Here is a 13,927-nt window from a genome sequence, read left to right as displayed (position 1 = left end):
CGTATCTTAAACAAGGCGAAAAGCGTTGCCCTCGGGCTGGCGAGGGTTCCGGGCAAATTCACGTCCTTGTGGGGAATATCGCCTCAAACGGCGCTCAAGTTGCCCTGCCTGGGGTTTTTCACGGTTTGGGCGACATGACACAATGAGACGGACCGTCAAGATGACACCGAGGGCTATGAATACTCTACTGATAACCGGCGGAGCCGGCTTCATAGGCGCGAATTTTGTACTCCAGCTGGTTGCCAGAGGCCACAAGGTGGTCAATCTGGACAAACTTACCTATGCGGGCAACCCGGATACGCTGGCCTCGCTTAATGGCGATAGCAGGCACGTCTTCGTTCAGGGTGATATCGGGGATCGCGAACGGGTCAGTCAACTACTTGCCGAACATCGGCCCGATGCAATCGTGAACTTTGCCGCCGAGTCGCACGTGGACCGCTCGATCGACGGACCGGCGGCTTTCATTGAAACCAATGTCGTCGGCACTCTCGGGCTACTCGAATGCGCCCGCGACTATTGGCGTGCGCTCGACGAAAGCGCAGCCGGAGCCTTTCGGTTCCTTCATGTCTCCACGGACGAAGTGTACGGCTCGCTCGGCGCTGAAGGCCTGTTCACGGAGGACACGCCTTACGCGCCCAATTCCCCCTATTCGGCGTCCAAGGCTGCGTCTGACCACCTTGTCCGGGCGTTCCATCACACTTATGGCCTCCCGACGCTGACGACCAATTGCTCGAATAACTATGGCCCGTTCCAATTTCCTGAGAAGCTGATCCCGCTGATCATTCAGAAGGCGCTGAAGGCAGAGTCGCTCCCGGTATACGGTGACGGCCGCAACGTGCGCGATTGGCTGTACGTGGGTGATCATTGCTCCGCCATCCGGCGGGTTCTGGAAGGTGGCCTGGTTGGAGGAACCTACAATATAGGCGGCAATGCCGAGCAGGAGAACATTACCGTTGTAAAGACGATCTGCTCACTGCTCGATCAGCGCCACCCCCTGTCGAATGGAAAGCGCAGGGAAGACCTGATCACCTTCGTTAAGGATCGACCCGGGCATGATCGCCGCTACGCGATAGATTCTGGCAAATTGCGGCGCGAACTGGGCTGGAAGCCCACCGAGACCTTCGAGACGGGAATCGCGCATACGGTCGATTGGTACCTCGCCAACCAGGCATGGACCGACCGCGTACTGGACGGCAGCTATCGCATGGAGCGGCTCGGCGCATGAGCATGCAAAAGGGCATCATTCTGGCCGGAGGCTCTGGCACACGCCTGTATCCGATCACCCAGGCGGTAAGCAAGCAGTTGCTGCCAGTCTACGACAAGCCGATGGTGTACTACCCGCTCGCAACCCTGATGCTAGCGGGTATCCGCGACATCCTCATGATCAATACCCCGCACGAGCAGGAGCTGTTCCAACGCTTGCTCGGAGACGGGTCACAGTGGGGAATTCATATCCATTATGCGGTGCAACCGTCGCCCGACGGGCTCGCACAGGCCTTCATCATAGGTCGCGACTTCGTGGATGGGAAACCAAGCTGCCTGGTGCTGGGTGACAACATCTTCTATGGCGTGGGTCTCACTGAACGCCTGAAGCGGGCGGCATCACGCGAACACGGCGCCACCGTGTTTGGCTATTGGGTGAGTGATCCCGAGCGATACGGCGTTGCCGAGTTCAACCCGCAGGGCAAGGTCATCGGACTCGAAGAAAAGCCAAAACAGCCACGTTCCAACTACGCGGTAACGGGCCTGTACTTCTACGACGGCCGCGCCTGCGATTTCGCAGCAGATCTCAAGCCTTCGCCTCGCGGCGAGCTTGAGATCACCGACCTTAACCGCCGCTACCTTGAGGATGACTCGCTGCACCTCGAACAGCTTGGACGTGGCTATGCATGGCTGGATACGGGCACGCATCAGTCACTGATGGAAGCTGGAAACTTCATCCAAACCATCGAAAACCGCCAGGGCCTCAAGGTCTGCTGTCCTGAAGAGATCGCATACGTCAACAAATGGATTGATGCCGAGCAACTGCTTCGTCTCGCCGCCCCATTGTCCAAGACGGGTTACGGTCAATACCTCAACAACCTCACCAAACAAGGCTACATTGGATGAAGGTCGTCGAAACCTCCCTGCCGGGCTGCATCGTAATCGAACCGCAGGTGTTCGGTGATTCGCGCGGCTTCTTCTACGAAAGCTATAACGAAGCCAAGTACCGTGAAGCGGGCGTCGACCGGAAGTTCGTGCAGTCTAACGTGTCCCGTTCCGCTCGCGGCGTTCTGCGCGGGCTGCATTACCAGTGGCCCCACCCGCAGGGCAAACTCGTCAGTGTGCTCGAAGGGGAGGTCTATGACGTTGCGGTCGACATCCGTCGCGGATCACCTACCTTCGGTCAGTGGGCCGGGGTGATGTTGACTGCGGATAACCACCGTCATTTCTGGATACCTGAAGGTTTCGCTCACGGGTTTTGTGTGCTGTCCGAGTTCGCCACGTTCTCGTATCAGTGCACCGACCTCTATGACGCGAAGGCGGATGGTGGCGTACGCTGGAACGACCCTGCCATCGGCATCGACTGGCCGGTGAGCGAGCCGCTCCTTTCGGACAAGGACGGCAAGACCCCGCTCCTCGCCGACGTTCCGCCGGATCGTCTGCCGGAGTATCGTGCTTGAAGATCCTGCTGCTGGGCGCCAATGGCCAGTTGGGCCGCACCTTCTTTTCCCATGGTGGGCTCGCCACCCGCGGCGTGGTGACAGCAGCCACGCGTGACGGCAAGCTTGTCGACGACGGCCCTGGGGCCAAGGCCGACCTGGCGTCACCCGAGACTCTGGCGACCCTGCTGGACGCCGAACAGCCCGGCGTCATCATCAACGCCGCCGCCTACACGGCGGTGGACCGCGCCGAGCAGGAGGAGGCCATCGCCACCCGCGTCAACGGTGAGGCCGTTGGCGTGCTTGCGCGCTGGGCCAAGGTGCATGGAGCGTTGCTGGTGAACTATTCGACCGACTACGTGTTCGCGGGCGACGCCCGCAGCCCCTACCGAGAAGATGCTGTCGCGCGGCCAGCCGGCGCCTACGGTCGCAGTAAACGGGCCGGCGAAGAAGCACTCTTTGCAAGCGGTGCCCCCCACTTCAATTTCCGCACGGCCTGGGTATACGCCCCGGTTGGCCACAACTTTCTGCGCACGATGCTGCGCCTTGGCGGCGAGCGGGAAGAGTTGCGCGTCGTGGCCGACCAAGTGGGCAGCCCCACCGATACTCAGTTGATCGTGGAAGGCACCCTTTCTGCCATCGATCGCTGGCTCGCCGCCGATGCGGATGCGCGCAGGTCGCTGGAAGGAACCTACCACCTGACCGCCAGTGGCCAGACCAGCTGGCACGGGTTTGCTTCGGCCATCATGGAGCAGGCGGCCCGACGCGGACTGCTGCCAAAGGCACCGGCGGTGCACGCCATCGACAGCAGCGAGTTCCCTACACCGGCCAAGCGCCCGGCCTATTCGGTGCTCGACAACTCACGTTTCGCGCAAACTTTCGGTTACGCCCTCCCCGACTGGACGGTGGGTTTGCACCGCACGCTCGATGTGCTCGCCGAGGCAAGGAACTGACACGGCATGATTATCCCTCTCATCCTCAGTGGCGGCAGCGGCACCCGGCTGTGGCCCATCTCACGCAGGAACCTGCCCAAGCAGTTCCTGTCGCTGGCCGGCAGCGAGACGTTGTTCCAGCAGACTGTCCAGCGTGCGATGCGCTTGCCGGACGTCGCGGCGCCTGTTGTCGTCGCCAGTGATGATCATCGTTTCCTTGCCGCGGAACAGCTTAAGGACTTGAGCATCGAGGGCGCCGACATCCTGCTGGAGCCCATGGCGCGCAACACGGCACCGGCAATCGCCGTCGGCGCGCTCCAGGCCATGGCGCGAGACACCAACGCCATCATCCTGGTGCTTCCTGCAGATCACCTGATTGGTGACGATCAGTCGTTCCGTGAGGCCGTCGCCAAGGCACGGCCTTTGGCTGAAAAGGACTGGCTCGTGACCTTCGGCATCCGACCGGATCGTCCGGAAACCGGCTTTGGCTACATCCGACGGGGCGAGGCCTTGGAGGGCGAAACGTTCAAGGTCGAACAGTTCGTCGAAAAACCCAAGTTGGACGTTGCCGAACACTATCTCGCCAGCGGCGAATACGACTGGAATTCGGGGATGTTCATGTTTCGCGCATCACGCTACCTGGAGGAGCTCGACGCGCATGCGCCTGCCATGCTCCAAGCGGCGCGCGCGGCTTTCGCCAAAGCGAACATCGACCTCGACTTCGTTCGTCTTGATGCCGAAGCCTTCTCCACTGCGCCTAGCGATTCGATCGACTATGCCGTCATGGAAAAAACGGCCCGAGCGGCGGTGGTGCCCGTGGCTTGCGGTTGGTCGGACATCGGCTCCTGGGATGCGCTATGGCTTGCCGCCGATAAGGATTCCGACGGCAACCATCTCGAAGGCGATGTGATCGCGCTGGACACGACCGGCAGCCTGGTGCGGTCGCATGACCGGCATCTCGTCGCCACGGTGGGGCTGAAGGACGTGGTGGTCGTCACCACGCCAGATGCAACACTGGTGGCACGACGTGATGCTTCGCAGGATGTGAAGAAGATCGTCGACCAGCTGAAGAGCGCCGGGCGTACCGAGCACGATCTGCACCGCGTGGTGCACCGACCCTGGGGCACGTACGATTCGCTCGAAAGCGGCGACCGTTTCCAGGTCAAGCGGATTGTCGTAAAGCCCGGTGCCGCGCTAAGCCTGCAGATGCATCACCATCGTGCCGAGCACTGGATCGTGGTCAAGGGCGTTGCCGAAGTCACCTGCGACGACAAGGTGTTTCTGCTGGCGGAAAACCAGAGCACCTATCTTCCCCTGGGCAGCAAGCATCGTCTGCGCAATCCCGGCAAAGTGCCGGTCGAACTTATCGAAGTGCAGTCGGGCAGCTATCTGGGCGAAGACGACATTGTCCGTTTCGATGATGTGTACGGTCGAGCCTGATCCTGCGCTCTGCCGAGAGCGAAAAGGGCCATTGCGGCCCTTTTTTATGCATTGATCAGATCGGACAGCTCGCGCGTCCTTGCCTTCATCAATGCGACGTCCCCGCGCGATTCCACGTTAAGGCGCAGGAGTGGCTCCGTATTGGACGAACGAAGATTGAAGCGCCAGTTGCCGAAATCGGCGCTGACGCCATCGATACGTTCCATGGACGGCTGGAGGGGAGCGAAGTGTTCAAGCACCTTCGCCACGACACTCACCGGGTCATCCACGACGAAATTGATTTCCCCGCTGCAAGGATAGGCCGCCACGCGCTCCGCCAGCATCTCGGTTAGGCCGAGGTTGGTTTTGCAGATTCGTTCGGCTATCAGCAACCAGGGGATCATGCCCGAGTCGCAATAGGCGAACTCGCGGAAATAGTGATGCGCACTCATTTCACCGCCATAGATGGCGTCTTCGGCACGCATTCGTTCCTTGATGAAGGCATGGCCCGTCTTGCTTTCGATCGGAATGCCGCCCGCTTGAAGCACCATGTCGATGGTGTTCCAGGTCAGGCGAGGGTCATGGATGATCTTCGCCCCCGGCTGCTTCTGTAGCAGCTGCGCGGCAAGCAGGCCGACGATGTAGTAGCCCTCAATGAACTCGCCCTTCGCATCGAACAGGAAGCAGCGATCGAAATCACCATCCCAGGCGATGCCAAAATCGGCGCCATGCAAGCGGACGGCCTCGGCCGTAGCCGCACGATTTTCCGGCAGAAGTGGATTCGGGATGCCGTTGGGAAAGGTTCCGTCCGGCTCGTGATGGATTCGAATGAACTCCAACGGCAGGTGTTCGTCGAGCAAATCGATAACGCTGCCGGCGCCGCCGTTGCCCGCATTGACCACGACCTTCAGTGGGCGAAAGGCCTCTGGCTCGATGTAGCCCAGGAGATGCCGAATATAGGCTGACTTGTCGTGGTCGCGCGCGATGCTGCCCCGCAAGGTCTTTGGTGGGCCGAACTCGTTCTTCTCGACCCACCGCTCGATATCGCGCAATCCGGTATCGCCGCTGATCGGACGTGCGCCCTCCCGGACCAGTTTCATGCCGTTGTAGTCGATCGGGTTATGGCTCGCGGTCACCATGATGCCGCCCGCCACTTGGCGGTGGAACGTCTGGAAATAGACCTCCTCCGTTCCGCACAGACCGATGTCGATGGCGTCGCGCCCCTCATCGTTCAAGCCGCGGATGATCGCCTCAGCAAATGCCGGACTGTCGCGGCGGATATCGAAGCCGACCACAACGGCGCCCTCCCCCACCGCACAGGCGAATGCCCGTCCCAAACGGTACGCGACGTCCTCATTGAGCTCATCAGGCACGCGCCCGCGGATGTCGTAGGCCTTGAAACACTTCATGGTGGGAACCGGAGGGTGGGAAACGTGGGATTGTATTCCCCAGCGTTCCCCATCGCATCCGGGACGGTCCATGGAGCTCCCTGCGAACGCTTATTCCACCGTCACCGACTTCGCCAGGTTCCGCGGCTGGTCCACGTCGGTGCCGCGCAGCACCGCCACGTGGTAGGCCAGCAGCTGCAGCGGAATGGTGAATACGGCGGGGGCGATGAAGTCACCGCCGCCGTTGATGCGCAGGGTGACGCCGCGGGTGCCGTTGCCTTCGAGGCTGGCTTCGCCATCGGCGAAGACGAGCAGTTCGCCGCCGCGGGCGCGCACTTCCTGCAGGTTGGATTTGAGCTTGTCGAGCAGTGGGCCGTTCGGTGCTACGGCGATGACCGGCATGTTCTCGTCCACCAGCGCCAGCGGGCCATGCTTGAGCTCACCGGCCGGGTAAGCCTCGGCGTGGATATAGGAGATTTCCTTGAGCTTGAGCGAACCTTCCAGCGCCACCGGGTATTGCACGCCACGACCGAGGAACAGTGCGTGCTGGCGATGGATGAGGTGCTCGGCCAGCTCGATGACCTGGGGTTCCAGCTTGAGCGCGTTTTCGATGGCGCGCGGCATGTGCTGCAACTGGGTGCACAGGTCGATGTAGCGCGCGCGGTCGAGGCCGCGCTGCTGCGCCAGGTGCAACGTAAACAGCGCCAGCGCCGCAAGCTGGGTGGTAAAGGCCTTGGTGGAGGCCACGCCGATCTCCGGGCCGGCGCGCGTCATCAGCTTGAGGTCCGCTTCGCGAACCACTGAGGATTCCGGCACGTTGCAGATGGCCAGGGTGCCGAGATAGCCGCGGCGGCGCGACTCGCGCATCGCGGCCAACGTATCCGCCGTTTCGCCGGACTGGGAAATGGCGACGAACAGCGTGCCGTCGGGCACCACGGCTTCGCGATAGCGGTATTCGCTGGCCACCTCCACGCTCACCGGCAGGCGCGCGTGTTCCTCAAGCCAGTACTTGGCCACCAGGCCGGCGTGGTAGCTGGTGCCACAGGCGATGATGTGCACGCCACGCACCTTGGAGAGCATCTCGTCGCCATCGACGCCAAAGATGGCCGGCAGCACGCCATGCGGTCCGATGCGCGCTTCGAGCGTGGCCGCCACGGCGTTGGGCTGCTCGAAGATTTCCTTCTGCATGTAATGGCGGAATTCGCCACGTTCCACGGCATCCGCCGAGAGCTCGCTCTCGTTGACGGCACGCTCGACGCGTTCGCCGTCGAGCGTGTAGATCGCCACGCTGTCGCGCGTGATGTCGGCGACGTCGTCTTCGTCGAGGTAGATGATCTTGTTGGTGACCTGGATCAGCGCCTGCGCATCCGACCCCAGGAAATGCTCGCCGATGCCCACGCCCACCAGGAGCGGCGCACCATGGCGCGCACCGACGACGCGACCGGGCTCCTTGCTGCTGATGACGGCGATCGCATAGGCGCCCTCCAGTTCGCGCACCGTCGCAAGCACGGCTTCGCGCAGGCCCAGGCCGGCTTCCACATGCTCGTTGATCAGCGCGGCCATCACCTCGGTATCGGTTTCCGAGGTAAATACATGGCCGCGTGCCTGCAGGTCGGCGCGCAGCGTCGCGTAGTTCTCGATGATGCCGTTGTGGACCAGCGCCACGCTGCCGGCCATGTGCGGATGCGCATTCGCTTCGTTCGGCACGCCATGAGTCGCCCAGCGGGTGTGGGCGATGCCCGTGCTGCCGGGGAACGGTTCGGCCAGATAGAGCGACTCCATCTCGCGGACCTTGCCCTTGGCGCGTACGCGATGGATCTCGCCACGGTCGAGCACGGCCAGTCCCGCGGAGTCGTAGCCACGGTATTCCAGCGCCTTGAGTCCGACGATAAGCAGCGGCGCCACGTCACGCTGGGCGGCGGCAGCAACGATTCCACACATACCTGTACTCCTTCGAAAGGGCGCGTATATCCGCATCGCAGGCAGCGACTTTGGACGCGCGCGATTTCAACAAACTTTCACGGCGCAGGATGGGCGACCCGGAGCACCATCGTGGGCGCGCCGGCGGCCGCCGATCAATGCACCTTGCGACGTAGGTAGTTCAGCAGATCGATCCGGGTGATCAGCCCCAGGAACTGTTCGCCATCGACCACGATGGCCACGTGGCCGCGGTCGAACACCGGCAGCAGCGACTCGATGGGCGAGCGCACGTCCAGCATCTGCAGGTTGGTGATCATGGCGGTGGAAACGGCGTCGCGGAACTTCGCCTCGTCCGCATGCACGTGCATCAGCACGTCCGATTCGTCGAGGATGCCGACCAGGCGGTTGCCATCCATCACCGGCAGCTGCGACACGTCGTAAAGCTTCATGCGCGTGTAAGCCGTCATGAGCAGCTCGTTCGGGCCAACCACGACGGTATCGCGCTGCGCGAACGGACGCAGCAGCAGGTCGCGCAGGTCGCCGTGCTGTTCGCGTTCGAGGAAGCCGTTGTCGAGCATCCAGTAGTCGTTGTACATCTTCGACAGGTACTTGTTGCCCGTGTCGCATACCAGCGTCACCACGCGCTTGGGGCTGGTCTGCTCGCGGCAGTAGCGCAACGCGGCGGCCAGCAGCGTGCCGGTGGACGAACCACCGAGAATGCCCTCTTTCGCCAGCAGTTCGCGCGCCACCAGGAAGCTCTCCTTGTCGGGAATTGCATAGGCCTTCTTCACGCGCGTGAAGTCGCTGATGGTGGGAAGAAAATCCTCGCCGATGCCTTCCACCATCCAGCTGGCCGACTTGGTCGAGAGTGTCCCTTCGTTGATGTACTGAGCAAGAATGGACCCGACCGGATCGGCCAACACGAACTCGGTATTTGGCGAGCGCTCAGCAAAGAACTTGGACAGCCCGCTCAGCGTGCCCGACGAGCCGCAGCCGACGACGATGGCGTCGACGCGGCCGTCCAGCTGCTCGAGGATTTCCGGGCCCGTGGTGGCGATATGCGCCGCCGGGTTGTCCGGGTTGCCGAACTGGTTGATGAAATAGGCGCCCGGCGTTTCGCGCGCAATGCGCTCGGCCATGTCCTGGTAGTACTCGGGGTGGCCCTTGGCCACGTCCGAGCGCGTGAGCACGACCTCGGCGCCCATGGCCTTGAGGTTGAAGATCTTCTCGCGGCTCATCTTGTCGGGCACCACCAGGATCAGGCGGTATCCCTTTTGCTGCGCGACCAGGGCCAGGCCGAGCCCGGTATTGCCGGCGGTGCCTTCGACCAGAGTGTCGCCAGGGCGGATCTTCCCGGCTTTCTCGGCACCTTCGATCATCGACAGGCCGATGCGGTCCTTTACCGAACCGCCGGGGTTGGCGCTTTCCAGCTTGAGGAACAGCTCACACGGTCCGACATCCAGGCGCTGCGCGCGTACCATCGGGGTACGTCCGATCAGTTCGAGGACACTCTGGTGGACCGTCATGGGAACTCCTTGGGTTGTGCGCCGGCGGCACCGGGGTGGCCGACAAGGGGCACGATCATAACCGAGGCATCATGACCCTCGACTTTCCCCGGAAACGCTGCGGCCCCGGAAACCGTTCCCTTGCGGGAGGCTTCCGGGGCCGCGTTCATGCGAAACCGCGCAGATTCAGTTGATGCGGTGCGTTCGGTTGTCCCACATGCGCTGGAGCCGCTCCTTCGCGTGGAGTTTCTCCTTCTTCATGCCCGACAACGTCATGTCGTCGATGGGAAGCACGCCGATTTCGGCGTCGTGCACCTTGCTGTCGAGCTCCTGATGGTGCTGGTAAAGCCGACGAAACTCCGCGTCGGCCTTCATCAAAGCTTCGACATCATCACGCTGCTGGTTTTCAAACATGATGCAACCTCCTCTGGAGAGAACGGCGGGCGCCTGGGAGTGGCGCCCGCTGACGAGGAATGCACGCACGCACCCGAGGTCCATGCCGTTTGACCGGTCCATGGACACCGTTTGAAGGGGAAGGATGAGTGCATGATTCAGGTCGGTGACCCAGGGTGCGAAGATGCCCCCTGGGAACTTGACCCTACTCTCGGCCCTGGGGTCATGCAAGCGCCAGATTCGGGGCGGGATGACGCAGCCGATCGGCCGAAAAAAGGCTGCCGGAACAGTCTTTTGCAGATCCCGAACAAGTGCTTGCCGATTCTTGAACGAAGCGCCCCGTCAAGCCGCCCGGCTCGTGCCCTCGGCCCCGAAAACAAGGGCCGGCGGAGCCATGCCCGGCCGGCCCTTGGGGATTTCGGACAAGCTCGCGCGGGGCTTACTTGCCCTGGTCCTTGTTGTCCGAAGAACCGTTGTCGCCCTGCTGCATCTGCGAGCGCATCAGCTTGGCGGCCTGGGCGGCCAGCTCGGCCTGCTTCTTGGCGGCATTGGCGACGCGGGCCTGGGCCGCCGCGACCTTCTTGGCCTGTTCGGCCTGGGCCTGGGCCTGGGCCGTCGCTTCGGCGCCGGCCGCCAGCTGGCGGGCGGATTCCTCCTGCTCCATCTGGTACTGCAGGCGCTGGCGTTCCAGCTCGCGGCGCGCCATCTCCGCTTCGCGGCGGCTGCCATCGAGCTGGATCTGGTCGTGCTCGCGGTCGAGCCGGTTGATCTGCTGCTGCGCGTCCTGCAACTGGGCCGTCGCGCGGGCAAGGTCCACGCGACGCTCGGCCAGATACAGGGCATGGGCGCGGTCGCGGGAGCGGGCCTGAGCGAGCTGGTTCACCGCGTCACGGGCGCGCGCCTGCTCCGCCTGGGCATAGGAACCCAGCGCCGGATCACTGGACAGCTGATCCAGGCTGTTGGTCAGGCGGGCGACGTCCATGTCCTCCTTGGCGGCCTGGGCCACGCCGGTGGCGGCCAGCGCCAGGAGCACCGCGGAAAGTCGTAGGGTCAAGGATTTCATGGGTGGCCTCCCTGATCGTCACGATTCACCGGGGGCACCGGCTGGGGATTGTTCTGCGGCAGGGTCTGGAAACCCTGGCCCTCCGGCATGGGTTCGGACAGTGAGGAACTCGGCGGCGCCGGCATGTCCTGGGTCTGCTGCTGCGCCGGCAGGCCCGAGTTCTGCGACTGGTCCTGCTGCTGTTGGTCGGAGAGCGACTGCTCGATTTGCTCCCGCAGCTGGCGGTTGGCGCTGGTCTTGCTCTGGATCTGCGACCGGGCGGCAGCCAGGCGCGCCTTGGCGCGCGCCAGTTCGGCGTCCGCGCGAGCCTCGTCCGCCAGGGTGGCCGCGTCGTCGTACTTGCGGCTGGCCATGGCGTTCTGGGCCTGCTGGAACTTGCTCTGGGCGAAACCCAGGTCAACCGGCGCGTAATCGGCCGCATCGGCATCGCGTGCCGCCTGCAGCTGGACCTGCGCCTGATTCATGGCCCCGTCCGGTGGCGGCACGCTCGCGCAGCCGGAAAGCGCCAGCGTCACGGCCAGCGTCAGGGTCGAAACCGCCGTACGGACGCCCTTCGGGCGGCCCCACAGCGGGGAAAAGATGTGCACCATCACTCAGTCCTCTCGGAGTGTCGCGGCGTATTGTGGGCGGGCATAATCGACTTTAGCAATGCGCACGAAATTAGGGGATTCGAGTGGACATCGGTTATTTCCTCAAGCTAATGGTTGACAAGGGCGCGTCGGATATGTTCCTGACGACGGGCGCCCCTGTGAACATCAAGGTCGAGGGCAAGCTTTACCCGCTGGGCAATACCGGCCTGCCGAGCGGCATGGTCAAGAAGATCGCCTACTCGCTGATGGACGAAGGCCAGGTGCCGCAGTTCGAGCGCGACCTCGAACTGAACATGGCGCTGGCGGTGAAGGAAGCCGGCCGCTTCCGCATCAACGTGTTCAAGCAGCGCGGCGAAGTGGGCATGGTGATCCGCGCGATCAAGAGCGAAATTCCCAGCATCGACCAGCTGCAGCTGCCGACCATCTTCCGCGAACTCATCATGGAACCGCGCGGACTGATCCTCGTCGTGGGCGCCACCGGCTCGGGCAAATCGACCACGCTGGCGGCGATGATCGATCATCGCAACCAGAACTCCTCGGGCCACATCCTCACCATCGAGGACCCGATCGAGTACCTGCACCGCCACAAGAAATCGATCGTGAACCAGCGCGAAGTCGGCCTGGACACGCACAGCTATCACGAGGCCCTGCGCAACGCGATGCGCGAGGCGCCCGACGTGATCATGATCGGCGAAATCCGCGATACCGACACCATGGAAGCGGCGATCGCGTTCTCGGAAACCGGCCACCTCTGCCTGGCGACGCTGCACTCCAACAACGCCGACCAGACGCTGGAACGCATCCTCAACTTCTTCCCGGAATCGGCGCACAAGAACGTGCTGATGAACCTCGCGCTCAACCTGCGCGCGGTGATCAGCCAGCGCCTGGTGATCGGCAAGGACGGCCGCCGCCTGCCGGCGGTGGAAGTGCTGCTCAACACGCCGCTGATCCGCGACATGATCCGCCGCGGCCAGGTGCACGACGTGAAGGAGGCGATGGACCGCAGCCTGCAGGAAGGCATGCAGACCTTCGACCAGTCGCTGTACCGCCTGTACAAGGAAGGCCGCATCGAGCTCGACGAGGCGCTCAACAAGGCCGACTCGCGCGACGGCCTGGCGCTCAAGATCCGCCTGTCCGAAAGCGGCAACTCGGAATCGACCGAGCTGGCCGGCAACGATCCGTACGGCTTGGGCTTCTGACAGACCTCACGCCGCGGGGCGGGCATCACCGCCCCGCGCGCCACGCACCCAGCCGATGCTCAGCACCCAGCGGGTGCCTTCGTCGATCGTCGTGACGCTGTGTTCTTCCAAGTCCGGACGAAACAGCTTGATGCGGCGACTGGCATGGATGGGCCGCGCGCATACGAACTCGCCGCCACGCTTCGCCGGCAGCAGGATGATGTTCAACCGGTAATGCCTGCCCTGCTTCACCCGGTCGGTATGCGGCGGCACGGACGCGCCGGCGGGAAAGCGCAGCAGGTAGCAATCGCACGGCAACGGCCACCACAGGCCGCCGAGCAGCAGCTTGTCATAGCCGCTGCCCTGCCTGCCTCGTTGCCAGCGCCACAGCTTCCCCCACAAGCTCGCCATGGGCGTTTACGCCGCCGGCGCGTCGGGCTGTGCTTCAGGAGCCGCGCGCTGGAACGCCTCCAGCGCCTGGCAGGCGTCATGGATGCGCTGGATGGTCGGGTAATCGTCCAACGACAGTTTCCAGCGGATGGCGTTGTAGAGCTGGGGCACCAGGCAGATGTCGGCCAGCGTCGGCGTGTCGCCGTGGCAGAAACGACCCGTCGCCACGTGGCCGGACAGCATCGTTTCCAGCGCACGCAGGCCCTCGCCGATCCAGTGGCGCGACCACGCGCCCTTGGCGGACTCATCCAGGCCCATGCCGTTCACCAGGTACTGCAGCACGCGCAGGTTGCCCAGCGGATGCACGTCGCAGCCAACCACCTGCGCCAGCGCCCGTACGCGTGCGCGACCGGCGGGGTCGGCAGGCAGCAGGGGCGGCGTGGGATGCGTCTCGTCGAGATATTCGACGATGGCCATGGACTGGGTGAGCACATGCCCGCCATCAAT

14 protein-coding genes are annotated in these 13,927 nt (G+C 63.4%); 6 read left to right on the top strand and 8 right to left on the bottom strand.

What is annotated here, in order from left to right:
- The first annotated feature begins 175 nt into the window (after nt 1-175).
- Genes rfbB through JMF82_RS14580 form a run of 5 tightly spaced genes read left to right on the top strand, consistent with a single transcriptional unit; the run spans nt 176 to nt 5,014 of the window.
- Entirely contained in the window at nt 176-1,225 is a 1,050-nt protein-coding gene (gene rfbB / locus JMF82_RS14600) for a dTDP-glucose 4,6-dehydratase (RefSeq protein ID WP_201315289.1), read from the top strand.
- Nucleotides 1,222-2,109 carry a glucose-1-phosphate thymidylyltransferase RfbA gene (gene rfbA / locus JMF82_RS14595; protein ID WP_201315288.1) on the top strand — a complete coding sequence of 296 codons (888 nt, stop codon included), beginning with the start codon at nt 1,222-1,224 and terminating at the stop codon, nt 2,107-2,109. The genes rfbB and rfbA overlap by 4 nt, the downstream gene beginning before the upstream one ends.
- Nucleotides 2,106-2,663, top strand: a complete 558-nt coding sequence (gene rfbC / locus JMF82_RS14590) for a dTDP-4-dehydrorhamnose 3,5-epimerase (protein WP_201315287.1) — start codon at nt 2,106-2,108, stop codon at nt 2,661-2,663. Before rfbA ends, rfbC begins: the two co-directional genes overlap by 4 nt.
- Complete coding sequence (gene rfbD / locus JMF82_RS14585; protein ID WP_201315286.1) at nt 2,660-3,595, top strand: dTDP-4-dehydrorhamnose reductase; 936 nt, start codon at nt 2,660-2,662, stop codon at nt 3,593-3,595. The genes rfbC and rfbD overlap by 4 nt, the downstream gene beginning before the upstream one ends.
- A 6-nt stretch (nt 3,596-3,601) precedes the next feature.
- A complete protein-coding gene (locus JMF82_RS14580; protein WP_201315285.1) occupies nt 3,602-5,014 on the top strand; it encodes a mannose-1-phosphate guanylyltransferase/mannose-6-phosphate isomerase in 1,413 nt (470 codons plus the stop codon).
- 44 nt (nt 5,015-5,058) lie between these two features.
- Here the strand turns inward: JMF82_RS14580 and JMF82_RS14575 are convergent, their stop codons facing one another.
- The 6 genes from JMF82_RS14575 to JMF82_RS14550 all read right to left on the bottom strand — a co-directional run bounded on the left by JMF82_RS14575 (nt 5,059) and on the right by JMF82_RS14550 (nt 11,852).
- Nucleotides 5,059-6,402, bottom strand: coding sequence for a phosphomannomutase (locus JMF82_RS14575; RefSeq protein WP_201315284.1), 1,344 nt, complete (start codon nt 6,400-6,402; stop codon nt 5,059-5,061).
- Between the two features lie 90 nt (nt 6,403-6,492).
- The gene (gene glmS / locus JMF82_RS14570; RefSeq protein ID WP_201315283.1) at nt 6,493-8,322 is read right to left on the bottom strand and encodes a glutamine--fructose-6-phosphate transaminase (isomerizing); all 1,830 of its coding nucleotides are present in this window, start codon (nt 8,320-8,322) and stop codon (nt 6,493-6,495) included.
- Nucleotides 8,323-8,456: 134 nt separating this feature from the next.
- Nucleotides 8,457-9,827, bottom strand: coding sequence for a pyridoxal-phosphate dependent enzyme (locus tag JMF82_RS14565; RefSeq protein ID WP_201315282.1), 1,371 nt, complete (start codon nt 9,825-9,827; stop codon nt 8,457-8,459).
- A 165-nt stretch (nt 9,828-9,992) separates the two neighbouring features.
- Nucleotides 9,993-10,220, bottom strand: a complete 228-nt coding sequence (locus JMF82_RS14560; protein WP_201315306.1) for a YdcH family protein — start codon at nt 10,218-10,220, stop codon at nt 9,993-9,995.
- A 418-nt stretch (nt 10,221-10,638) separates the two neighbouring features.
- Nucleotides 10,639-11,262, bottom strand: coding sequence for a DUF4398 domain-containing protein (locus JMF82_RS14555; protein ID WP_201315281.1), 624 nt, complete (start codon nt 11,260-11,262; stop codon nt 10,639-10,641).
- Nucleotides 11,259-11,852 carry a DUF4398 domain-containing protein gene (locus tag JMF82_RS14550; protein WP_236585487.1) on the bottom strand — a complete coding sequence of 198 codons (594 nt, stop codon included), beginning with the start codon at nt 11,850-11,852 and terminating at the stop codon, nt 11,259-11,261. The genes JMF82_RS14555 and JMF82_RS14550 overlap by 4 nt, the downstream gene beginning before the upstream one ends.
- A gap of 83 nt (nt 11,853-11,935) precedes the next feature.
- On the opposite strand from JMF82_RS14550, the gene JMF82_RS14545 reads away from it, so the two are divergent.
- Nucleotides 11,936-13,051 carry a PilT/PilU family type 4a pilus ATPase gene (locus tag JMF82_RS14545; protein WP_201315280.1) on the top strand — a complete coding sequence of 372 codons (1,116 nt, stop codon included), beginning with the start codon at nt 11,936-11,938 and terminating at the stop codon, nt 13,049-13,051.
- A gap of 6 nt (nt 13,052-13,057) precedes the next feature.
- Here the strand turns inward: JMF82_RS14545 and JMF82_RS14540 are convergent, their stop codons facing one another.
- Together JMF82_RS14540 and maiA are read right to left on the bottom strand one after the other, a co-directional pair.
- Nucleotides 13,058-13,441 carry a 2OG-Fe(II) oxygenase gene (locus tag JMF82_RS14540; protein WP_201315279.1) on the bottom strand — a complete coding sequence of 128 codons (384 nt, stop codon included), beginning with the start codon at nt 13,439-13,441 and terminating at the stop codon, nt 13,058-13,060.
- Nucleotides 13,442-13,447: 6 nt separating this feature from the next.
- On the bottom strand, nt 13,448-13,927 hold a 480-nt coding region (gene maiA, locus JMF82_RS14535; protein WP_201315278.1), incomplete at its 5' end, for a maleylacetoacetate isomerase.

The sequence above is a fragment of the Dyella sp. EPa41 genome (genome assembly GCF_016586165.1).
In the GTDB taxonomy this organism is placed as follows: Bacteria; Pseudomonadota; Gammaproteobacteria; order Xanthomonadales; family Rhodanobacteraceae; genus Dyella.
Note: the sequence above shows the minus strand (reverse complement) of the source record. Positions and strands in the feature narration are given on the sequence as shown.

What these genes read in the sequence shown, in the direction of transcription:
- rfbB (WP_201315289.1), top strand. Translation starts at nt 176, where the DNA reads ATGAATACTCTACTGATAACCGGCGGAGCCGGCTTCATAGGCGCGAAT.
- glmS (WP_201315283.1), bottom strand. Translation starts at nt 8,322, where the DNA reads ATGTGTGGAATCGTTGCTGCCGCCGCCCAGCGTGACGTGGCGCCGCTG.
- JMF82_RS14550 (WP_236585487.1), bottom strand. Translation starts at nt 11,852, where the DNA reads ATGGTGCACATCTTTTCCCCGCTGTGGGGCCGCCCGAAGGGCGTCCGT.
- JMF82_RS14575 (WP_201315284.1), bottom strand. Translation starts at nt 6,402, where the DNA reads ATGAAGTGTTTCAAGGCCTACGACATCCGCGGGCGCGTGCCTGATGAG.
- rfbA (WP_201315288.1), top strand. Translation starts at nt 1,222, where the DNA reads ATGAGCATGCAAAAGGGCATCATTCTGGCCGGAGGCTCTGGCACACGC.
- JMF82_RS14580 (WP_201315285.1), top strand. Translation starts at nt 3,602, where the DNA reads ATGATTATCCCTCTCATCCTCAGTGGCGGCAGCGGCACCCGGCTGTGG.
- JMF82_RS14540 (WP_201315279.1), bottom strand. Translation starts at nt 13,441, where the DNA reads ATGGCGAGCTTGTGGGGGAAGCTGTGGCGCTGGCAACGAGGCAGGCAG.
- JMF82_RS14555 (WP_201315281.1), bottom strand. Translation starts at nt 11,262, where the DNA reads ATGAAATCCTTGACCCTACGACTTTCCGCGGTGCTCCTGGCGCTGGCC.
- rfbC (WP_201315287.1), top strand. Translation starts at nt 2,106, where the DNA reads ATGAAGGTCGTCGAAACCTCCCTGCCGGGCTGCATCGTAATCGAACCG.
- JMF82_RS14565 (WP_201315282.1), bottom strand. Translation starts at nt 9,827, where the DNA reads ATGACGGTCCACCAGAGTGTCCTCGAACTGATCGGACGTACCCCGATG.
- JMF82_RS14560 (WP_201315306.1), bottom strand. Translation starts at nt 10,220, where the DNA reads ATGTTTGAAAACCAGCAGCGTGATGATGTCGAAGCTTTGATGAAGGCC.